Genomic DNA, 20,148 nt, shown 5'->3' with positions numbered 1-20,148 from the left:
TAGTGGATAGGAAGATGAGGAATTAGGACGGAGCTGCCGATTAGCCGAGGCCGGAAACATCGAGCTTAGAGCCATCGGCCAGGTAGGTATTGGCCGTAGCTACTACTACCGAAGGCAGTTTGGAATACTCCGTGCTCAATGGGCTCAAACCGTTGTTATTGTTGGTACCACTCAGGTTGATAACGTCGCCTCCGACGAAGTTGCCTTCCTGCACAAGGTCGCGGATAAGGGCTGCGTGACGAGCTTCAACCGAAACAATCTTACCGGCAATAACCAGGTACGCCGGCGTAGTGATAAACTTGCCCGCCCCATTGTAGGCTGCCACGCCCAGGTCCTCAAAAGCCTGCGCCGCACCTAGTACCGAGCTTTTCGACGTGAAGTCAATCTTCGAGAAGTCGGGCGTCAGGGCCTTGATAGGCGTAGCACCGGCCCCGGTAATGGCGGCCTTGAAGAAATCACGGTGAATTACCTCGTGGTAGTAGAGGTCGTCCAGAATCTGCTTTTCAGCAGCGTTGGCACCCGTGTAGTACGAGCCGGTGCGAACCTGAGTGTAGAAGGCCGCCTCAAGCTGCTCGAGGGCGTAGGCGTAGTTAAGTACGCCCACGTCGCCACTCCCTACACTTACTGTGCCCGGCGATGAGTCGCTCTTGCTGCAGCCGGCCAAGACCAGGGCGGTGGCGCCGGCGGTAGCGCCGGCATACATAAAGAAAGAGCGCCGCTTGATGGGCGTGTACAGCGGCTTATCAAGGTCGGGCCCTTGTAGCGCTGGACCGGAGGAAATGATGTTGGACATAAAAAAGGAAAAGGAAAAAAGAGAAACTAAAGTGATTACTCAAACTGCCTGGCCAAACTATGTATAGCAATAGTCCAACCCCGTTTTTGGGCTTGCTGGTAGTCCTTTACGGCCCTGACTGGTTAAGGATATGGGGGAGGTAGATTGTTGTTGCGCTGGGCTAGGTAGTAATTCGGCGGTAAGTGCTTTACCGACAGTTACGTTATTAAAAACAAGTTGGATAAAAAAATCTAAAAATAAAGCCACATAGCAGTTTTGTCTTAATGCCAGAATAATAAGATTTTTTGAATGTTTGTTTTAACTATAATAAGTCATTGTAGCCGTTTTACTGGAGCACCGGCCACTTATGCGCATCGCCCAAGCTTGGCTTCCAAATCAATCTACGTTGAGGTAGCCGGGAGCGGATTCCTAAAAGGCAATTTAGAGGACCGAAAAAACAGGTAGCTGCACGTAAAGCGGCTTACTTGGCTTGGGTCTTTACCAGGAGTTCCGCGTCGGTACAAAGAGGTTTTGCCATTAGCTGTATCGTGATAATGTGCAATTTTACAGCGCGTTGAATGCCGCGTGGTTGCGCTAAGCGCAGGAGTGAGCGCCTCCGCCAGAAGGATTCCCGCACCGGTCAATTATGTAGTGATTTATTAGTACGGAAAGCCGCCCCTAACCTGCCCAGGCTGTGGGCAGGTCGGGGGCGGCCAGCCCACAGCAGCAAAAAGGCCAGTCTTTGCAGACTGGCCTTTTTGATAATATATAAATTAATTGATATTTAACGTTTCCTGCCTGAGTAGGCTGTTAGAATAGCGTAAATTTATTGCTTCAGTAGAAATAGCATAGCGAAAAAAGCTGACTCGCCCGGAGGAAAGAAGCATGGACACGTACGAGCTTTGCAGATGGCCTGGATTTTCATTCTATTAAATTGATAGCGCGGCGAGCAATACTGGTTGGAGCTGCCTGGTGGCTGTGGCTGGCCTGGTGGCTGCTGAGCAGCCTGGCTTTGCAGGCCCAGCCGGCAGCCCGGCCCCCTGGCGAAGCTGTGCTTCTGCCGGTGCCCGCTGCGATTTCGCTGGCCGGGCCACTAAAGCTGGCCTTCCGGCTGCGGGGTACTCCCTTGGTCAGCCATTCGGAGTTTCCCGAAATCGAAGGATTTCGCAAGGGCGGGCAGGCTACCACTACGGCTACACAACTGCTGCCCGGCGGGGCCACCGCACCGAGCTTACCGTGGAGCAGCGCTACCTGCCCTATACCGAAGGCGACTATGTGGTGCCGCCTTTTTCCCTGACCGTGAATGGCCAGGTACTGCCCAGCCCCGGCGGCCGGGTACGGGTGGGCCCCGCACTGCCGGCGCCCGATGTCGGGGCGGCCCCGCCCGGTACGGGCGTGGGCTCGCTCGACCAGCTGCTGGGCAAGCCCAAGCCGAAGTACTTCTACGAGCCTCCCGATGATGCGTCCCTGGTGCTGGAGGCCGACCGCGACCGTGTATTTGTGGGGCAGGGCGTGCGGGTGAGTCTGTATTTTTATCTTCGGCCGGCCGACCAGGCGCTGCTTAATTTCTACGATTTCAACAACCAGCTTACCGAGCTACTGCGGCAGCTGCGCCAGCCTACTACCTGGGAGGTGCCCGTGGCCGACCCCTCCGTGTTGCCTGATAGCGTGCGCCGCGCCAATGGGCAGGTGTACCTGCGCTTCCGGCTGGCGGCCGGCACTTACTACCCGCTTACCCCACAGAGCCTGCTGTTTCCGGCGCTGAGCCTCACGCTCACGAAGTTTAAATTACTGAAAAAGCCGCAGCCCGGCGAAAATGAGCGGTTGGCTATGTATAAGACCTACGTGGCACCGGCGCTGCGCGTGGCTGTGCGCCCGCTGCCCGCCCCGGGTGGCGCAATAGTCGGCGACTACGTGCTGCACGAGGGTATCAGCAGTACGCGTTTTCGCACCGGGGAAGCCTTCACGTACACCTTTGGCGTGGAAGGGAGCGGCAATGCGGCGGCCCTGGTGCCCCCTACGCTGCACCCGCGTAGCGGCCTGGAAGTATATGGCCCCGATATTCGGGATAATACGCTGCCGGATGGGCGAATCCAGAAAAGCTTTCGCTATCGGTTGGTGACGCAGCGGCCGGGTGCCCTGGCCCTCGATAGCCTGCTCCAGCTGCCGTTTTTCAATCCGCGCACGGCTCGCTACGACACCTTACGCCCGCAGCTAAAGCTAGTAATAGGTGGCGGTGAACGCTTGCCGGCCACTGCCCGCCCCGTTGACGACCCCTTTTATGGTCCGGCAATGCTGCGAGCTGATACCCAACTGCAGCCCCTGGGGGTATACAAGCAAGTGGGCCGGTACGCGGCCCTCTTGGTAGTACTGCTGCTGGCAGTGGCAGTGGTAGGGTGGTGGCGGGCGGGGTAACTTTGCCAGCCAGCTTATCCGCTATCCGCCATCAGTTGTCAGGCAAATGAGCTACCTCTTTTTGTTAGCAGCTGACGATTATGACCTAACAACTTCGCAGCTCACGCTTCATGTCAAACACTTTCGGAACGCTTTTTCGCATCACCACCTTCGGCGAGTCACATGGAGTGGGTATTGGGGTTATTATCGACGGCTGCCCGGCCGGACTGGCGCTCGACCCGGCCACTATTCAACGGGCGCTGGACCGCCGCCGGCCGGGGCAGTCGGCCCTTACAACGCCGCGCCAGGAGGCCGACCGCGTGCAGGTGCAGTCGGGAGTGTTTGAGGGCGTTACTACCGGTACGCCCATCAGCCTGTTTATTGCTAATGCCGACCAGCGCTCCGACGACTACTCGCACATTGCCGGGACCTACCGCCCCAGCCACGCCGACTACACCTACGATGCTAAGTATGGCCGGCGCGACCACCGGGGCGGCGGCCGCAGCTCGGCCCGCGAAACGGCCGCCCGCGTAGCCGCCGGGGCCGTGGCCGCCCAGCTGCTGGCTGCTTTTGGCATAGCGGTGCAGGCCTATGTTTCGGCGGTGGGCGAGGTAGAAGTACCCAAAGGTTACAAAGAGCTGGACCTGAGCCTGACCGAAAGCAACCCCGTGCGCTGCCCCGACCCCGCCACGGCGGCGCTGATGGAAGCGCGCATCCGGGCGGCCCAGGCGGCCCGCGATACGGTAGGGGGGTCGTCACGGGCATTGCTACGGGCCTGCCGCCCGGCCTGGGCGAGCCCGTATTCGATAAGCTGCCCGCCGTGCTGGGTCACGCGCTGCTCAGCATCAATGCCGTAAAGGGCTTCGAGTTTGGCTCTGGCTTTGCAGGCACCAGGCTGCCCGGCTCGGCCCATAACGACCAGTTTTATACCGATGAGACCGGCCGTGTGCGCACGCGCACCAACCACAGCGGCGGCAGCCAGGGCGGTATAAGCAACGGTCAGGACGTACATTTTAGGGTAGCTTTCAAGCCGGTAGCTACCATCCTGCAAACCCAGCAAACTATCAACCAGCAGGGCCAAACGGTGGAGCTGGCCGGCCGGGGCCGCCACGATGCCTGCGTGCTGCCCCGGGCCGTGCCCATCGTGGAGGCCATGACCCAGCTTGTGCTAGCCGACCTGCTACTGCGCGCCCGCGCCAACCGGCTGTAGACGAAAGGGAAGCAGGCGTAAATTCAGCAGATTATAGCCAAAAACAAGCCCCGTCCGGAACGTCCGGGCGGGGCTTGCAGGCCTTAAGGTGTGGGCAAACCGGCTACCCTACGCCAGCTCGGTATACTGCCAGTGCAGCGTGAGGCCGTTGAGGTTGCTGGCCCCCTGGTAGCCCGAAATGTAGCCCAGGTGGGCATTGAGCGCGGTGGGCGGGTCGGCGCTCCAGAAATTGCCCTCGTCGCGGCCTCCTGCAAGGCCGTACACGCGGCCCTGGTTGGTTTCAAACCAGAGTGCGTTCATGCGGTACGACGACCGGCCGTAGACCGACACAATCTCTTCGTCGGGCTGCAGGTCAAACACCGCGCGGTGGCCGCCCCCCCGCCGTGCATGGCCGTGGGCGCGCCGTCGTAGCACAGGTGCATGCCATCTATCCACAGGCCCGCGTGGATAACGATGGCCGTGATGCGCTTGCCGGCCGCCGCGCTTTCGTCGCTGAACGCGACGCCCTCTTTGCTGCCGTAAGTGCCCATAGCCAGGGTCTTACGCTGGGTGGTAGGCTGCTGAGTGCGGTTGGGGTGGAGGTATTTCCAGGTGCGCGAAGGCGCCAGCAGCACATCCAGCTCGGCCCCAAACTGCGCCGTTACCTGCTCGATGCGGTTTTGCAGCACCACCTGCATGCGCTGCCGGGCATTGGGCGTGCCGTCGCCGCTGGTAGTGCGGTACATGCTAGCACTCCAGCCGTCGTAGCTGTCGGAGGCAAAATAAGTGTATTTGCTATTGCCCAGGCCAATAGTTTTGTCCTCCTCGCGCCAGCCTATCTTTTTCAGCCGCCACTCCAGGGCCCGCTGCCGGCTCAGAATGCAGGCTGCCGTGTAGTCGGCAAAGGCAGTATCGAACTGCGCCAGGTGGTCGGCCGCGTCGGGGTCGGGTATGCCGTAGATATATTGGTAGCGCACGCATTGCTCGCGCAGGGTGCCCAGGGCCAAGCTCCCCACCGATACCAGGTAGGTAAGGCGCTTTTCGGGATGCTGGGCGTTGATGACGTCGTGCTTAAGATTGTTTACCTCCCGTAGCATGCCCGTGAAATACTCGCTTTTCTGCTTGGTAGTGGCAGAAGTTTTTTCGTAAACTACCGCATTGTCGTGAAAGCCGTTGAGCTTGTTTTGAATCTGCAACAGGTTGTTTTCCTCGATAAGCTCCTTTACCAGCGTCTCCACGTAGTTGCGCATCTGGTCAAATACCGTGCTCTGGCCCTTGGGCCACAGAAAGCCAATGAGCCCCTTCAGCCCCGAGCCCACTTCGGGCACGGCCCCGGCCATACTGATGACCGTGTCGCGCAGGCGCTCCGAGTTCACCTCCGGCACAAAGGGCATCGTTTCGGCGTGGCTGTAGTCTGCCCCCGAAAGTACCGGCCGAAAGTGCTGGTTGCCGGCGTTAGCATTCGGCGCCTGCTCGTACTGAATAACCACGGCCTTGTCGTCTTGCGAGGCCATCATCACATCCAGCATTTTGCCACTCACCGAGCAGCGGATGTAGTAGTAGCCCGGCCCACCATAAATGAACTTGAAGCGCTGGTTGCCGTTGCTGTCATCTCCGTTGCGGGTCCAGAGGCATAGCACGTCGCCGCTATGCTGGGCACTATCCGACACATCCAGCACCAGATTGTGCCCATGTACCTGAATCATGTACTCGCGAAAGCCTACCTGGTGAAAGACAAACTGCTGACTCTGGGGCATGGCAGGGTCAAAAGTTTGCTGCTGTAGCTTAGCGCCACGGATAATCCTGCTGATGCCCAGTACTTTGCCGCTGTGCTGCACAAAGAGGTTGTAGGGTTTGCCAGGTTCGGGAATAAACGCCATACGAGGTAAATAGGGATTGGAGGTGAGGAATAAATGCGCTGCAAGGTACGCGGCTATTCTTCTCAGTCTTATCGCATAATGATGTGATAAAATAGGGTAATGCGGTTTTTTTCCGGCGGCCTGGCCGCCAGCCCCGCCACCTCACTGCTGGCCCTACCTTTGCAACCTCCGCGGGGCCTACGCTGTTGTAAGCGCCGAAAGGCCCTGACGACTATGGCCGCGGGGCCGCCGGCCTGCTGTTAGTCCGCCCTGCCGTCAGAAATCACCCTTATCTGCCACCTTAGTCTTCCCGTCATGTCTGCTGTTTCTATCTACGCCGAGGCGTCACCCAATCCTGAGAGCATGAAATTCGTGCTCAACTCTACCTTGCTGCCCGATGGCGTGAGTGTAGACTATCCCAACCTGGAAGCGGCGGCCAACTCGCCCATCGCCCAGGAGCTGTTTGGCTTCGATTATGTAGGCCGCGTATTTATTGCCCAAAACTTCGTAACCATCACCAAAACGCAGCCCGCGCTGGGCTGGACCAGCATCATCCCGGAGCTGCGCCAGTTTATCAAGAGCTATGTGGAGGCCGGTGGGCAGCTCTTTATAGTAGACCCTGCGGCTGAGCAAAAAGCCGCGCAGGCTGCCTCCGCCGGCGACCCCACGCAACAGGACGGCTTCACAAGCCAGAAAATCATCGACCTGCTCGATAACTACGTGCGCCCCGCCGTGGAGCAGGATGGCGGCAACATCACCTTCAAAAGCTACCACGACGGCATCGTGACCGTAAACCTGCAGGGCTCCTGCTCGGGCTGCCCTTCGGCTACGGTTACCCTCAAGTCGGGCATCGAAAACCTGCTCAAGCGCATGGTGCCCGAAGTGCGCGAGGTAGTAGCCGAAGGAGTGCTGGTATAGTATTTGCTGAATATAATAAAAAAGGGGCGTTCGGCTTATTTAATAGCCGGACGCCCCTTTTATAAGCCACTGCCCCAACGGTTATATCTTATGGCGCCGCTGCTTCACTGTAAAGTTGCGGTTGATGTTGAAGCCAAAATAAATGCCTCCCTTGAAGAAGTTGTCGTTCGTTTCGCCGATAAACTGCTTTTCAATCATGCCCTGCGCGTTGGTCAGCATCAGCTGAAAGATGTGGCCGCCGGTTTCAATATCCACGCCCACTGCCAGCGAGTTCTGGAAGTGGTCTCTGGTGTATTGGTCAAAGTTGTAGTAGTATTCGGCGTTGAGCGAGAAGCGCTTGGTAAGCTTGTAGCGCCCACCAACTCCCAGCGCGTAGATATCATTTTTCGGGCCTTCATTCATCACCAGGTTGCGGTGAATGAGCGTTGGCATAAACTGCAGCGAAAAATCGGTGCTGAACTTACGGGCAATCAGAGCCTGGTAGCTGTAAGTCGAGCGCAGGCTGACAGTGTGGTCGATATTATCGTCGTAGTGCAGGGTAGTAATAGCCGAAGAGGCAAACAGCGTTACCGAAAATGGCATTGCATGGGCCCCGGTGCTTTGCCGCAAAGCGCGGAGCTTTACGAACCCATCGACGGTTTTATCGAGGGTCGAACGCCCCAAGCCAATTTCCAGGCGGTCGTTGATAGCATACTCCAGGGCCAGGCGCATTTTGGCCTGGTCGAGGCCGTAAAAATTATAGGCTCCGCTGTTTAACGGCCCGATGCGGTGCTCAATCAGGAATACAAGGGTGCCTTCGCCGGGCGTTTGAACGGTGTGGCCATTGATGAGCCGGGTGCTTTTAAACGTAGCATCTACCAGCTCGTTTGGGGCATCTTTTTTACTTTCGGCATCGAGCTGTCCCAGCAGGTCGCCCTGCGCATGAGCCGCCGGCGCGGCCCATACTGCGAGCAGCAGACTCAGCAGGGAAACGCGGCTGAAAAGTGTAAGGAGTTGCTTCATAAAATATTAAATCAGTTAAAAGTTAAGGTTGAGATACCAGTGCGGGCGAAACCGCGTCGCAGGTGAGGTTGATGCGTACGCTCACCGACTTGGCAATGTGCTCGCGCACAAGCAGGGGGATGTCGATGGAAAAGTCGGCCGGGGCCACGTTGAAGTAGGCAAATACTACCAGCTGGCCATCACGCACTTGCAGGGTGCCCGTAACCAATACTTTGTGCGTCACCCCGTGCATCGTAAGGTTACCTTCGGCCTCTACCGTCTGCGTGGCCGTCGGCAGCTGCTTCAGCACCTGGGCAGCATTGTTAATCTGGCCGGTAAAAGTGGCCTTCGGAAATTTTTCCGATTCCATGTAGTTCTCGTTGAAGTGCTCCTGCATGAGGGTGCGCTTAAACTGAAACTCGTGAATGGGCACCGAAAAGGCTATTTGCCCGGTGGCAAGGTCAAATACGGCCGCAACCTTATCGTTGCGGGCTTCAATATCCTCCATGATAGAGGCAGAAAAAAAGGAGATGTGGCCGCCCCTGGTCATAAATTTGCCCTGTGCCCAGGCCTGCCCCGGGCTTCCCAGCCCCAGCAGTAGCCAGGCCAACAGGATGCCCAGACGCCCCACACTTGGTATTAGTTTTGTCATATCCAAGTGAATAGGGTAAGAAAAGAAAAGGAGGAGAGCATCAGCGGAGGCTAGTTGTTTTTAGCTCCCTCATCAACCCACGTTTTAATGAGTGCCACCTGGCAGGCGTCCAGCTGCCCATTGCCATCGTAAGGCATGGGGTTAAAGCCCGAGTCGTGCCGGATGCAGCCTACCATGTAGCTTACCCCACCGATGCCGGTAGCTGGGGAAGTCCAGGCGCTTACCGATGAAAACGATTCCATGTTCATAGCGCTCGATGCGCCGTTGGGAAACGGAATCTGGTAGTGGGCCGCATCGTGGCACCGATAGCAGTTCGACTTGAAAATGGGCACTACGTCTTTTGCATAGCTTACATTACTGTAGGTTGTCGTACAACCTTCGGGCGCTATGCGCGTGTAGGAGCAGGCTGAGAGGAGCCCGGCAAAAGCGGCTACCACGCCAAACAGGCGGAGGGTATTGGCCCGCAAAGTAAATAATTTCACAAAAAGTAAAAATTTAGTAGGAACAAGGTAATAGTTAAGCGAAATGGCTTTGGAAAGATACGCCGTAAACTACTAGTAAATCAAGTCTTTGCTAGTAGCAATTGGTAGCAACCCGGGAGCTGGGTACTCGCCTTAGCCAGGCAGTTCTTTAGCGAAAAAACTGGTCTTTAACGGAGGTAATCGCGTTAAAAAATAGCTTTATATAGAAATTAGCTAAGCCGTTTAGGCTGCTGCCAACCTACGCTTGCCAACAAAACTAGGATTGAGCTCTTCGAAAACTTTTTGTTTTCGCCCATCACTGCTTTTAGCTGTGTAAACTGACTGATAATCTCAACCACCGTTTTCGAATAATGTTCGTGCCCCATGCGACTTTATAGTTGCCAGCCGTGCGGACTGTGGCTTTATGCTTAAAATAACAAAAAGGCCCGGCTGTGCAGCTTGTCTTTACCCAAATCTTGTAGAGAAAGCGCCGGCCGGTAGGCCGGCGCTTTTTTAGTGCTCTTCCGGGGGCAACAGGGCGGCCAGCCGTACGCCTTCGGCTAAGTAGCGCAGGCTCACCAGCCCGAGCCAGAGCGTCTGCCAGCCTGGCGGTCCATCGCCGGTTCGGCCCAGGTGCCCACCCAGTCCAGCCAGGGCGTAGAATACCTCCCGCACGGTTCGAATGGGCCGCGTGCGCTGGCTGCGCAAGACCCGTAAATAGCTGGCTGATAGACCTGACGACTCAGCTGGTGCATCGGGTTGCTGGCGGCTATGCTCGCGCAGGTCCACTAGCGCCAGCGCCACCACGCTCAGCAAGGCCACCGCCGCAAACAGGCGTGGGGCGGTGTGCAGTTGCAAGCGCTCGGCACCCAGGCCCGTTTTCAGGGCTTTATGAAAGTCCTCGATGAGCCAGCGGCTGGCGTACTGTCGAGCCCGCTCCTGTGCTTGGGGGAAGCTGCTTATCACGTCGTCACACAGTAGGAGCCACTCCAGCTTACCGCCCGGCTCCCACACCCGTACTACGCTGGCAGCCACCGGTTCCCCTTTGCCCGTACTAGCGCCCGGCCGTTGGGGAGCGCGTAGCGCCAACACGGCACTGTAACTCACCTGCAGGCGCACCTGCCGGGCCGCTTGGCCCGGACGAGCACGCAAGGCCAGTTCCAGTTGCCCGGCACTAGGCTGCGCCCGGGCCACGGCAAAGAGCGTCGGCGGTGGCGCCTCAGATGGGGCGACCAAGCCCCGGTCTTGGGCGGCCCGGACTACAAAGCCCAGCCCCTGCTGTCGGCATTGGCGCAGATGCTCGTAAATATCCGCGCCGCGGTCCGCCACCACGACCCAGCGCCCAGCCGCCGGCGGTGAGCCAACCGCGCGCAGGCTGCGCGCCCACAGCGCGGACTCGCGCACCCGCCCCTGCCGGGGCCGGCTGCCGCCGTGGGGGTGCGCCTTCTCGGCCGCTGGCCGGGCCTGGCGCACGTAAAACTGCTGGTCGAGCAGCCCCAGCAAGGGCAGCGGTGGGCGCACCGCCCCGCCGGTAGGTCGCTGGCTGGCCAACTGGCGGCCACCAACGAGTGCAGCAGTACGCCCTGCTCCCCGCTGGCCCCCGCCCCCACTGGTCCCAGGCCCGCCCGGCGGGCCGTGGCGGGGGCCCAGCGCAACTGGGTCGTGTCCTCGACCAGCAAATAGGTGCCGGCCTGCTGCAACTGCTGCTGAACTAATTGGCGGTGTGGCTCTTGCAGGATGTCGGGTGTGACGGCTGCCCCGCCCAGCAACTGGTAGGCGGCCTTGCTAGCGTAGGCCGACCCGGCCCCAACTGCGGGATACTGGCCCCAGGCTGGCGGGCCCAGCCAGCTACTAGCGTACAGACGCGCCGCTGGCGGCGCACATCACCGAGCTGTACGGTCCCAAAATGCGTGCTGGCCCATTGCTGGGCATCACAAAATTGCTGAGAAATGCGCATCCCACGCCAACGCGTAGGGCACTAAAAAAGCGCCGGCCTACCGGCCGGCGCTTTCTCTACGAGATTTGGGTAAGGACAAGCTGTGCAGCCGGGCCTTTTTGAATATTCAAAAAATACTATTTCAATTAGATGGTAGTAGCGGTGCTCAGCTTGGGCGCATCGCCGGGCAGGCTGGTAACGTCTTCGCCAGCGGCTTTGCGCTCGCGCTCTTCCTGGCGGCCATACGTATCGAGAATAATAGGTGTGGCGATGAACAGCGACGAGTAGGTGCCGAAGATGATACCGATAATCATGGCAAACGAGAACGAGCGCAGCGTTTCGCCCCCGAAGATGTAGAGCACCAGCACGACCAGAAACACGGTGGTAAACGTAATCATGGTGCGCGAGAACGTCGAGTTCAGGGCCGGGTTCACTACCTGGGCGAAGGTCAGCTTGGGGTTTTCGCGCAGGTATTCCCGCACCCGGTCGTAGATAACCACCGTGTCGTTCATCGAGAAGCCGATAATGGAGAGTACTGCCGCCACGAAAATCTGGTCCATCTCGTAGTTGGCCCCGAAGGCGCGGGCGATGGGGTAGGAGGCAATAACCAGCAGCGCATCGTGGAAAAGCGCGATAACGGCGGCCATCGAATACTGCCACTTCTCGAAGCGGAAAAGCACATACACGAAGATGCCGAGCAGGGTCAGCGCCAGGCTCAGGAACGAGGTGCGCTTGATGTCGTCGGCAATGGTGGCGCCTACTTTGGAAGTCGATTTGATAGCCGGCGCGTCGGCCGCGTATTTGCTTAGGCCCTGATTCAGGGCGTCGGCCACAGCTTTGTCGGCCGTCTGGCTTTCATCTTCGGCCAGGTAGCTGGTCGTGATGCGCAGGCGGTCGGGGTTGCCGTACTGCTTTACTTCGAGGCCGGTGTTCTTGAAAGCCGGCTCCAGCGCGGTACGGACATCCGAAGCCACCATCGGCTTGTTGAAATCGACGACGTAAGCGCGGCCACCTTCAAAGTCAACGCCCAGGTTGGGGCCACCTTGCAGATACATCAGCACGAAGCCCGTGATGATAACGATGCTCGAGAAAGCATAGGCAATCTTGCGCTTGCCCACGATGTCGAAGTTCAGGTTCTTGAACAGGTTGCGCGAGAGGAAGGTCGAGAACGTAATGGCGCTCGTCGTTTTGCCCTTTATCAGGAACTCGATAATGAGGCGCGATACGTACACGGCCGACAGGAACGAGGTGAGCACACCAATGCCCAGCGTGACAGCAAAGCTCTGCACCGGCCCCGTGCCAAAGAAGCCCAGGATGATGGCGATAAGCATGGTGGTCACGTTCGAGTCGAAGATGGCCGAGAAAGCGCGGCTGTAGCCGGCGTTCACGGCATCATGCAGCGAGTGGCCGTGGTCCAGCTCTTCGCGAATACGCTCGAAAATCAGTACGTTGGCATCTACCGACGAGGCAATTACCAGAATCAGGCCGGCAATGCCGGGCAGCGTGAGCGCCGTGCTGAACTGCGCCAGCACGCCTAAAATCAGGAACATGTTGAAGAGCAGGGCGGCATCGGCCACGAGGCCGGCGCGGCCGTAGTACATGGCCATAAAGACCATAATAATCAGCAGACCAGCCAGCGACGAGTACAAACCCTGGTTGATGGCCTCCTTGCCGAGCGAGGGGCCTACTACGGCTTCTTCCACGATGCGGGTCGGAGCGGGCAGCTTACCGGCTTTCAGTACCTGGGCCAGGTCCTGGGCTTCGTCGATGCTGAAGTTGCCCGAGATGCTGGTATTACCGCCCGAGATTTCACTCTGCACAACGGGGTCCGAATACACCACGTCGTCGAGCACCACGGCTACCTGCTTGCCGATGTTGGCACCGGTCATTTTCTGCCACTTGCGCGCGCCAGTGGGGTTCATGCTCATGCTTACCTCGGGGCGGCCGGTCTGGTCATAGTCCTGGCGCGCATCGCTCACTACCTCGCCGCCAATGGGCGCGGCAATAACTCCGGTCCGGTCTTTCTTCACGGCCACCAGGCGCAGAAACTGCTGGCCATTGGCATCAATCGGCTTATTGAGGTAAAGCAGCGCCATGTTAGGCGGCAGAATGCTACGGGCTTCTTCCGAGCGCAGTACGCGGTTCATCTGGGCCGTATCGCGCAGGTTTACGCCAAGCGTGCCGGGCATGGTGAGCAGGCGGGCCAGCACACCGCCTTTCTGGGCGGCGGCCGTAGAGTCGGTTTTGGCCTTGCCGGCCGGTGCTTTCTTGGCCAGCTGGGCCGCCAGCGAAGTAGTATCTTTTTGAGCTCCTTTGGCGCCGCCAGCAGCGGCAATGGTCGAGTCAGCTTTGCTCACGGCTTTGGCCGGGGCGCTGGTAGCGGCTTTTTCCTTGGCCGTCAACACCTGGTCGAGCTGTGCAAGGTAGGGTGTCACCTCATTCTGGGGCCATACCTCGTAGAATTCGAGCTTGGCCTGGCCTTGCAGCAGCTTACGCACGCGGTCGGGGTTATCTACGCCGGGCAGCTCGACCTGAATGCGGCCGGTGCCCTTTACACGCTGGATGTTGGGCTGGTTTACCCCAAACTTATCCACGCGCTTGCGCAGGATATCGAACGAGCGGCCAATGGCGTCTTCTTCTTCCTTATTAATGGCCGACAGCACCTTGCTATCCGAGCTGTTGAGGTCAATTTTGCGGTCTTTATTGACCGAGTTGGCGAAAATGCGGTTCAGCGGTACGCCGGGCGCCGTTTCCTGGTAGGCTTGGTAAAACAGCGTGGTGAAGGCCGTGCCGGAGTTGGTTTTCTGGCGCTCTTGAGCCAGCTCCAGGGCTTTATTGAAAGCCGGGTCTTTCGAGTTGCCGGCCATCGCCCGCACAATTTCCACGGGCGAAACCTCCAGGGTTACGTGCATGCCGCCCTTCAGGTCGAGGCCCAGGCCCAGCTCGCTCTGCTTCACATCGCGGTAGGTATAAGAGCCAAACACCGGCGCGCGCCATACCGAGTCGAGGTAGTGCTGACGCTTGGTTTCGTCGAGCTGGCCGTTGTGCGTGGCGTAGTTAACCGCCTTCTGCTGCACGCCCCGCGAAACGTAGGTGAAGAAGAGAAAGTACGCGCACAGCACCGAAACGATGAGGGTGAGCGTAATAATGAGTCCTTTGTAACGCATCAGATAAAAATGTAGAATGTAGAAATGAAGAATCGAAAGGGTAAGCAGAAATGAGGCGGGCAGAGCTACCAGAAGCTAGCTCTTTATTTCTCATTCCCAATTCCTCATTGAAGGCTAGGGTGCCTGGGGTGCCAGGGTAGTGGCCAGCAGGCGCAGGCGGCACACCAGCGCCACGCTAGCGCCTGAGTTGCCTGCATAAAGCCGCGCTACTACCCGGCGCACCAGGCGCGGGAGCCAGCTGGCAGGCAGTATACCGGGTAGCCAGGCCAGCGCAAAGGCCGGGGCCACGTAGCTACCCAGCGGCGAGGCCGCTTCCAGCAGTACTTTTTGCTTGACTACAGTAGCCCTGGGCGCGGCGCTCAGCTGGGCTGGCGTGGGGCGGCCAGGACGTAGCAGGCTTACTGTCCGGCCGTTCAGGCCCAGCAACAGCAGCACCGGCAGGGCCAGCAGGGCCACGCGCAGAAAGTGCTGAAACTGAGAAATGGAATAGCGCATCGTAGGAACAGGGCTACAAATATAGCTTGGCCCGCTCACATTGAATCAATAGTTTACGGCTACGGAACCAGTATTGCGCTACTGTTGATGGCAGTGGCAGAAATGCACCGCAGGTAGTATAGGCCTGCAGGCAGGTTAGTTACCGGCTGTAAGTCAACTGCTGCTGGTGCACTGGTATAAATATGCTGCCAAACAGGTCGTCCCAGCATGTCAACCAAGGTCAGTGTGACAGGCTGGCCCACTATAGTAGCAGGTAATATAGCAGTGCAGTAGCCACCAACTGCCGGATTAGGGTATACAAGTAACTGGCCGGCTGAAGCTGTAGCTGGCGAATGCGTTGCTAACAAAGAAACGCCACTCAATTGGCGCAGGCAGAAGTTTTCGCCATCAGCTATAACCAAGTTGCCAGCTGGGGTAAATGCCAAGCCCGTAATGTTGCCAAATACGGCAGTCAATGCCGGGCCATTGACAAACCCTGTTTCGTTGCTACCTACTACCGTGCTAACACGGCCGTCAGGGGTCACTTGGCGGATGCGTGTCTGTTGCGAAATAAGCGTATTGAATCCGGTATTCCACTCTGATACGAAAGCTACGCCGTTCGGTGATACTGCCAGTGCAACTAGACCGCCACCAAAGTTAAAGCGCGCTGCCGACCCGCTTCCATCCACTTCTCCGCCATGTAAGTCAGTCGGGTCACCGGCAACAGTCGTCACTAGGCCAGCCGGACTGACTTTGCGCACTGTATTATAATCAGCTAAATAAAGGGTGCCATCGGCTGTAGCTGCCATAGAGGCCACAAGTCCGAAGCCAGCAGCTGCTCCCTGGCCGTCAATAATACCGCGGGAGGGACCGGAGCTGCCTCCCGCATAACCGGCTACAGTTGAAACAACGCCAGCCGGAGTTATTTTGCGGATATTATAAAAGTAGTAGTCATACATATAAAGGTTTCCGGTCGCATCAATCGCTAGTCTACCGGGTTCGCCAAAGTAGGCCTGCCTACCTACTCCATCTTGATAGGTCATCTGATAGGGTAGCTGGGTAGTGTCACCGCCCGCTACCGTAGAAACAATACCAGCTGTAGATATTTTGCGAATGGCCTTGTTGAATGAATCGGTTAAGTAAACGTTGCCGTTAGCATCCTGTACCATTCCCTGGATATCCTGACCGAATTTAGCGCTGGCTACTGGTCCATCGCGGTAGCCAAGTTGGTTACTGATAGTGAATAGAGTAGTAACGGTGCCCGTCGACGAAACTTGCCGTATTTTACCCCCGGTTATGCCGTTTGTGACAAAATTCCTACTTTGATTAGACTCATAAAGTAGGATGTTTCCCCCAGTGCCATTCGTCATAAGCACCGGCCGGGTGAAGCGGGCCTGGGCGGCCGGCCCGTCGACTTGGCCAAAAGTGGAAGCAGAATCCAAGTAAGTGCTGACTACCCCAGCCGGCGTAATGCGTCGGATGCGGTTGGGTCCTGCCTCTACTACTAAGGCATCGCCGTTAGGAGTGCTTGTGACCGCTCCTAGCAAGCCAAACCGGACCGCAGCGCCAACACCATCAGCATAGCCAGCGGCGGTGGGGCTGCCCGCCAGTGTCGTGACCGCACCAGCGGGAGTTACAGTGCGTAGGCAGTGATTCTGGTAGTCAGATACATACAAATTGCCGCCAGGCGCTAAGCTTAGCGAGCACATACCATTGAAGCGTGTTTGTCGGCCCTGCCCGTCGAGGTAGCCGTCGGTAGCAGTATCACCTGCTATTGTCCGAATGTAGCCCGACTGCGGGTCAATCTGGCGGATAGTACTCCTATCGGCCAGGTATAGATAGCCATCACTAGCCAGCACCATACTGTGGGGGGCGCTAATGCGGCCCACGCCAGCCGGCCCATCGCGAAAACCAGCCAAGCCGTTGCCAGCCAGGGTAGTGACCGTGCCATTGGCTGAAATCTTGCGAATAAGCCGAACCGGAAAATCTTCCGCTACATAAAAATTGCCTGCCGCATCGCGCGCAAAGCAAGCAGCGGCTTGCAGCGGTGCACCTACCAACTGCGTTATCTGTCCTGTTGGCGTTATCTTTAAAAGAGACTTAAGAGTGCTTACATATAAGTTGCCAGCCCCATCGCCCACGAGCTTATCGGGAAATCCGAGGCTGGCAGTACTGGTACTGCCAGGCAAGCCGCCACTTCTGGGTAGCCCGGCTACGGTCGAGAGTACGCCTGCTGGCGATAGCTTCCGTACCTGATAAGTATCGGTGAAAAGCAGGTTTCCACCCGCATCTAAATACAATCCGCTGGCCCGCTGAAAATGTCCTGTACCTGTACTGCCATCAGCAAATGGCGCACCGCCAGCTAATAGGCTAACAGTAGGCTGGGCACGTAGTACGGCCCAAGAAATAGAAAAAGACTAGTAAGTAAAAAATGCTTCATGCACAGCCATAAGAAAAGAGAAACTTCGCAAAGCTATGCCATTATACTGATGCAGTCAAAATACTCGCGCAGGCAAAAAGAGGTAGCTGCTACCCTTCCCGCAGCTCCTCGAAGGCGTACTGCGCGCCGCTCCAGAACTCATCCAAGGCAATGAGGCGGGGCTTGAAGAAGGAAATTAGCGCCGGCCAGTCGTCGCGGCTGAACAGGTTGACGGGCGCCAACTCCTTATAGATGCGGCTAAGGGGCTGGCCGTGCTCATTGGTGGCGGCCGCTTCCCAGGTCCATTCTTCGCCCAGCGCTTCGTGCAGCAGGCTTTTCAACTCCCCAAACTGCTCGTAAAACAGCTCGCGTATGCCGGCATCGGGCTGTGTCAGCTCAATGCCGATGCGGGCGCGGCGGTTATCGGCATCGAGCTTAAACTGCACGCCTTTCAGGCCCGTTTTGTAGTTTATCCAGTTTACCGCCAGGCCGTCGGCCGAGAGCACCGGGGCCATATACTGCCCAGGGTGGTCCAAAAAGCCTGGCGTAGCTGAGAGGCTTCGGCTTTGCTATACACGGCAAAAAAGATGAGTTAAGCTATACTAAACCAGCAGCTTAGATGGCCTCGGCTACTTTCGCTTTCAGATAGCCCGTGAGCACGGCCAGCCCATTCTCAAAGTGCCGGTTGTTGGGAATAATTATATCCGCGTCGGCCTTGAAGGGCTGGATATACTTTTCGTAGGTCGGCGCTACGTGGTGCGTGTAGCGATAAAGCACGTCCTGCAAGTCGTAGCCCCGCTCGTCGCGGTCGCGTACGATGCGGCGGTGCAGCTTTACATGCTCCTGAGCATCTATATATACTTTTAAATCAAGAAGATTGGCAATCTCCTCAAAATAAAAGACGAAGATGCCCTCGACCACCACGATGGGCGCAGGCCGGAAGACCAGCTCGGCGGGCACCACATTCTGGTTATTAAACGTGTATTCCTGGCGGCGCACTTCGTGGCCTTCGCGCAGCCGGCGCACATCGGCCGCGTAAGCAACCGAGTCGATGCTCGATGGCAGGTCGAAGTTTTCTACGCCCTGGTCGTCGCGAAACTGCTGCTCGCGGGGATGGTAGTAATTATCCTGCGAAATCAAACAGATGTCGCGTTCAGGAAAGGCGGCCAGCAGGCGGCGCAAAAACGTGGTTTTGCCCGATGCGCTGCCGCCCGTGATACCAACGAGGTAGGGATGCTGCATAACGGGGAGCAAAGGTACAGGTAATGGGTAATAGGCAGCCGGGCACCGGGTAATCCTGCTCAACAGCCATCGGTATTATGCAGTGTCCAACTGTCTGTTATCCATTCAAAAACGCGACCAGCCCGGCCACGGCCCGCGCCCGGTGGCTAAGCTGATTTTTTTCGGCAAGCGTCATTTCGGCGAAAGTGCGGCCGTCGCCCTCGTCGGGTACAAATACGGGGTCGTAGCCAAAGCCGCCGCGGCCGATGGGGGCCGCCGCAATGGTGCCGGCTACCTCACCGCTGAACTCGCGCACCTCGTGCAGGCCGCGCACCAGCGCCACTACGGTGCGAAAGCGCGCCCGGCGATTGGACTGAGTGCCAAGCTCGTGCAGCAGCTTAGCTACGTTGTCGGCGGCCTCGCGCTGGGGGCCGGCGTAGCGCGCCGAGTACACGCCGGGCTCGCCGTGCAGGGCCTCTACTTCCAGCCCGGTATCGTCGGCAAAGCAGGGCACGCCATACTGGTCGAAGACATACTGCGCCTTCTGGCGGGCATTGCCCTCCAGGGTGGGCTGGGTTTCGGGTAGCTCTTCGTGGCAGCCAATTTCGGCCAGGCTTAGCAGCTCGATGCCGGCCGGCAGCAGCGGGCGAATTTCATCAAGCTTATGGGCATTGTTGGAGGCAAAGCAAAGACGCATAGCAGTTCTAAGAAAGGGCTGGAACAAGGGAGCCGCGCAGTCAAAGCTACGGCGCCGCCGGCACCCTGGGGCCTAGCGAAACATCAGCTTGATAGTGCCCCACGAACGCTGAACCACGCCAACCGTGCTGGCTTCCGTAGTTGGATAGGCTTGACTGGGCACGGGGCTGTCCAAGGCAAAGCGATACTCCACGGGCGTCTGCCGCACGTCCGGGCTGCCAGGCAGCAGGGGAGAGTCGCTGCTATAGCTGGGCTCGCTGGCAGGAGTCCCGCCTGGCATAGGCTGAAAATCGGTTTCAGTAGCGGCGCCCCATCCTATCTGCACGGCATTGCCATCGTGCGCGGCGATAGCCAGCAGTACGGTTATAGCCAGTACCAACCCCGCGCTACCCAACCCCAACCCCCAGCCGCGGCTGAAAAAAAAATGCGAAGAGTAGCGCTGAAGCATAGCTGACAACTGCTGCACACAGGGCAGCAAGCCAACCAAATATAGGGCGCAGCGGCTTTTGTCCGGCATACTCCCGTTTTAAATAAGTAGCTGGGCCAGTGAGGCGAGCCTGGCTACGAAGAAGCAGGCGCCCGGCAATTGATTTTGTCGGAGCTAATGCGTACTTTTGCAGTCCCTTCCGCAAAACCGGCAGGGTTTAATAGGTAAATAGGCCCTCCCGATAATGAAAAAGGACACGCACCCCGAGTACCGCCAGGTAGTTTTCCAAGACACCTCTTCGGACTTCAAGTTTATCACCCGCTCCACAATGACGTCGGCCGAGACGATTCAGTGGGAAGACGGCAACACCTACCCGGTGATTAAAATCGAAGTAAGCAGCGCTTCGCACCCCTTTTACACGGGTAAAAATATGTTCATCGATACGGCTGGTCGCGTGGAGAAATTCCGCAGCCGCTACGCCAAGAAAGAGCAGAATACAGCTGGCAAGCAGTAGTATTTGGGGCTTTTGGCGGTTGGCTACCGGCTTTCAATTTTTGAAAAACTCCTTTCGGCAGCGCCGGA

General features: G+C 57.9%; 19 protein-coding genes and 1 pseudogene. 5 read left to right on the top strand and 15 right to left on the bottom strand.

Annotated features, from left to right (window positions below; all coding sequences use genetic code 11):
- Nucleotides 1-40: 40 nt before the first annotated feature.
- On the bottom strand, nt 41-793 hold the full coding sequence (locus GKZ67_RS14985; protein WP_173243823.1) for a ferritin-like domain-containing protein: 753 nt from the start codon (nt 791-793) through the stop codon (nt 41-43).
- Nucleotides 794-1,706: 913 nt separating this feature from the next.
- Between GKZ67_RS14985 and GKZ67_RS14980 the strand changes: the two genes are divergently transcribed.
- The 3 genes and pseudogenes from GKZ67_RS14980 (at nt 1,707) to aroC (ending at nt 4,376) form a co-directional block, all read left to right on the top strand.
- Nucleotides 1,707-2,069: a hypothetical protein gene (locus GKZ67_RS14980; RefSeq protein WP_173243820.1), complete on the top strand. Its 363-nt coding sequence runs from the start codon at nt 1,707-1,709 to the stop codon at nt 2,067-2,069.
- Entirely contained in the window at nt 2,009-3,187 is a 1,179-nt protein-coding gene (locus tag GKZ67_RS14975) for a BatD family protein (RefSeq protein WP_173243817.1), read from the top strand. The genes GKZ67_RS14980 and GKZ67_RS14975 overlap by 61 nt, the downstream gene beginning before the upstream one ends.
- A 110-nt stretch (nt 3,188-3,297) precedes the next feature.
- Nucleotides 3,298-4,376 (top strand): annotated as a pseudogene (aroC, locus tag GKZ67_RS14970) (chorismate synthase).
- 108 nt (nt 4,377-4,484) lie between these two features.
- Here aroC and GKZ67_RS14965 read toward each other — a convergent pair.
- Both GKZ67_RS14965 and GKZ67_RS14960 read right to left on the bottom strand, forming a co-directional pair.
- Nucleotides 4,485-4,736 (bottom strand): hypothetical protein, encoded by a 252-nt coding sequence (locus GKZ67_RS14965; RefSeq protein WP_173243814.1) that lies wholly within the window; start codon nt 4,734-4,736, stop codon nt 4,485-4,487.
- Nucleotides 4,673-6,235, bottom strand: coding sequence for an insecticidal delta-endotoxin Cry8Ea1 family protein (locus GKZ67_RS14960; RefSeq protein WP_173243811.1), 1,563 nt, complete (start codon nt 6,233-6,235; stop codon nt 4,673-4,675). Before GKZ67_RS14960 ends, GKZ67_RS14965 begins: the two co-directional genes overlap by 64 nt.
- A 294-nt stretch (nt 6,236-6,529) precedes the next feature.
- On the opposite strand from GKZ67_RS14960, the gene GKZ67_RS14955 reads away from it, so the two are divergent.
- A complete protein-coding gene (locus tag GKZ67_RS14955; protein ID WP_151085898.1) occupies nt 6,530-7,132 on the top strand; it encodes a NifU family protein in 603 nt (200 codons plus the stop codon).
- A gap of 81 nt (nt 7,133-7,213) precedes the next feature.
- Here GKZ67_RS14955 and GKZ67_RS14950 read toward each other — a convergent pair whose 3' ends face one another.
- From GKZ67_RS14950 to GKZ67_RS14895, 12 genes are all read right to left on the bottom strand, one after another.
- Complete coding sequence (locus tag GKZ67_RS14950; protein ID WP_173243808.1) at nt 7,214-8,134, bottom strand: DUF5777 family beta-barrel protein; 921 nt, start codon at nt 8,132-8,134, stop codon at nt 7,214-7,216.
- 22 nt (nt 8,135-8,156) lie between these two features.
- Entirely contained in the window at nt 8,157-8,765 is a 609-nt protein-coding gene (locus GKZ67_RS14945) for a YceI family protein (protein WP_173243805.1), read from the bottom strand.
- A 50-nt stretch (nt 8,766-8,815) separates the two neighbouring features.
- Nucleotides 8,816-9,247, bottom strand: coding sequence for a hypothetical protein (locus GKZ67_RS14940; protein ID WP_173243802.1), 432 nt, complete (start codon nt 9,245-9,247; stop codon nt 8,816-8,818).
- Between the two features lie 492 nt (nt 9,248-9,739).
- A complete protein-coding gene (locus GKZ67_RS14935) occupies nt 9,740-10,747 on the bottom strand; it encodes an IS4 family transposase (protein ID WP_173243799.1) in 1,008 nt (335 codons plus the stop codon).
- Between the two features lie 190 nt (nt 10,748-10,937).
- The gene (locus GKZ67_RS25260; protein ID WP_173243797.1) at nt 10,938-11,183 is read right to left on the bottom strand and encodes a transposase DNA-binding-containing protein; all 246 of its coding nucleotides are present in this window, start codon (nt 11,181-11,183) and stop codon (nt 10,938-10,940) included.
- A gap of 125 nt (nt 11,184-11,308) precedes the next feature.
- Nucleotides 11,309-14,329 (bottom strand): protein translocase subunit SecDF, encoded by a 3,021-nt coding sequence (secDF, locus tag GKZ67_RS14925; RefSeq protein WP_173243794.1) that lies wholly within the window; start codon nt 14,327-14,329, stop codon nt 11,309-11,311.
- A 114-nt stretch (nt 14,330-14,443) separates the two neighbouring features.
- Nucleotides 14,444-14,824, bottom strand: a complete 381-nt coding sequence (locus GKZ67_RS14920; protein WP_173243791.1) for a hypothetical protein — start codon at nt 14,822-14,824, stop codon at nt 14,444-14,446.
- 59 nt (nt 14,825-14,883) lie between these two features.
- Complete coding sequence (locus GKZ67_RS14915) at nt 14,884-16,944, bottom strand: T9SS type A sorting domain-containing protein (protein ID WP_173243788.1); 2,061 nt, start codon at nt 16,942-16,944, stop codon at nt 14,884-14,886.
- Nucleotides 16,945-17,332: 388 nt separating this feature from the next.
- Complete coding sequence (locus tag GKZ67_RS14910) at nt 17,333-17,737, bottom strand: DUF4268 domain-containing protein (RefSeq protein ID WP_317172153.1); 405 nt, start codon at nt 17,735-17,737, stop codon at nt 17,333-17,335.
- A gap of 100 nt (nt 17,738-17,837) precedes the next feature.
- Complete coding sequence (locus GKZ67_RS14905) at nt 17,838-18,464, bottom strand: uridine kinase (RefSeq protein WP_173243785.1); 627 nt, start codon at nt 18,462-18,464, stop codon at nt 17,838-17,840.
- Nucleotides 18,465-18,561: 97 nt separating this feature from the next.
- Complete coding sequence (gene rdgB, locus GKZ67_RS14900; RefSeq protein WP_173243782.1) at nt 18,562-19,140, bottom strand: RdgB/HAM1 family non-canonical purine NTP pyrophosphatase; 579 nt, start codon at nt 19,138-19,140, stop codon at nt 18,562-18,564.
- Between the two features lie 72 nt (nt 19,141-19,212).
- Complete coding sequence (locus GKZ67_RS14895; protein ID WP_173243779.1) at nt 19,213-19,587, bottom strand: hypothetical protein; 375 nt, start codon at nt 19,585-19,587, stop codon at nt 19,213-19,215.
- Between the two features lie 223 nt (nt 19,588-19,810).
- Between GKZ67_RS14895 and GKZ67_RS14890 the strand changes: the two genes are divergently transcribed.
- A complete protein-coding gene (locus GKZ67_RS14890; RefSeq protein WP_151085879.1) occupies nt 19,811-20,080 on the top strand; it encodes a type B 50S ribosomal protein L31 in 270 nt (89 codons plus the stop codon).
- Nucleotides 20,081-20,148 lie beyond the last annotated feature (68 nt).

Source organism: Hymenobacter sp. BRD67 (genome assembly GCF_013256425.1).
In the GTDB taxonomy this organism is placed as follows: domain Bacteria; phylum Bacteroidota; class Bacteroidia; order Cytophagales; family Hymenobacteraceae; genus Hymenobacter.
The sequence above is the reverse complement of the archived record's forward strand: the minus strand, read 5'-3'. Positions and strand labels throughout refer to the sequence as shown.

Bases quoted from the DNA above. Each gene is read 5' to 3' on its own strand.
- GKZ67_RS14955 (WP_151085898.1), top strand. From the start codon at position 6,530: ATGTCTGCTGTTTCTATCTACGCCGAGGCGTCACCCAATCCTGAGAGC.
- GKZ67_RS14910 (WP_317172153.1), bottom strand. From the start codon at position 17,737: ATGGCCCCGGTGCTCTCGGCCGACGGCCTGGCGGTAAACTGGATAAAC.
- GKZ67_RS14905 (WP_173243785.1), bottom strand. From the start codon at position 18,464: ATGCAGCATCCCTACCTCGTTGGTATCACGGGCGGCAGCGCATCGGGC.
- GKZ67_RS14890 (WP_151085879.1), top strand. From the start codon at position 19,811: ATGAAAAAGGACACGCACCCCGAGTACCGCCAGGTAGTTTTCCAAGAC.
- GKZ67_RS14920 (WP_173243791.1), bottom strand. From the start codon at position 14,824: ATGCGCTATTCCATTTCTCAGTTTCAGCACTTTCTGCGCGTGGCCCTG.
- GKZ67_RS14950 (WP_173243808.1), bottom strand. From the start codon at position 8,134: ATGAAGCAACTCCTTACACTTTTCAGCCGCGTTTCCCTGCTGAGTCTG.
- GKZ67_RS14945 (WP_173243805.1), bottom strand. From the start codon at position 8,765: ATGACAAAACTAATACCAAGTGTGGGGCGTCTGGGCATCCTGTTGGCC.
- secDF (WP_173243794.1), bottom strand. From the start codon at position 14,329: ATGCGTTACAAAGGACTCATTATTACGCTCACCCTCATCGTTTCGGTG.
- GKZ67_RS14960 (WP_173243811.1), bottom strand. From the start codon at position 6,235: ATGGCGTTTATTCCCGAACCTGGCAAACCCTACAACCTCTTTGTGCAG.
- GKZ67_RS14985 (WP_173243823.1), bottom strand. From the start codon at position 793: ATGTCCAACATCATTTCCTCCGGTCCAGCGCTACAAGGGCCCGACCTT.
- GKZ67_RS14895 (WP_173243779.1), bottom strand. From the start codon at position 19,587: ATGCTTCAGCGCTACTCTTCGCATTTTTTTTTCAGCCGCGGCTGGGGG.
- GKZ67_RS25260 (WP_173243797.1), bottom strand. From the start codon at position 11,183: ATGCGCATTTCTCAGCAATTTTGTGATGCCCAGCAATGGGCCAGCACG.
- rdgB (WP_173243782.1), bottom strand. From the start codon at position 19,140: ATGCGTCTTTGCTTTGCCTCCAACAATGCCCATAAGCTTGATGAAATT.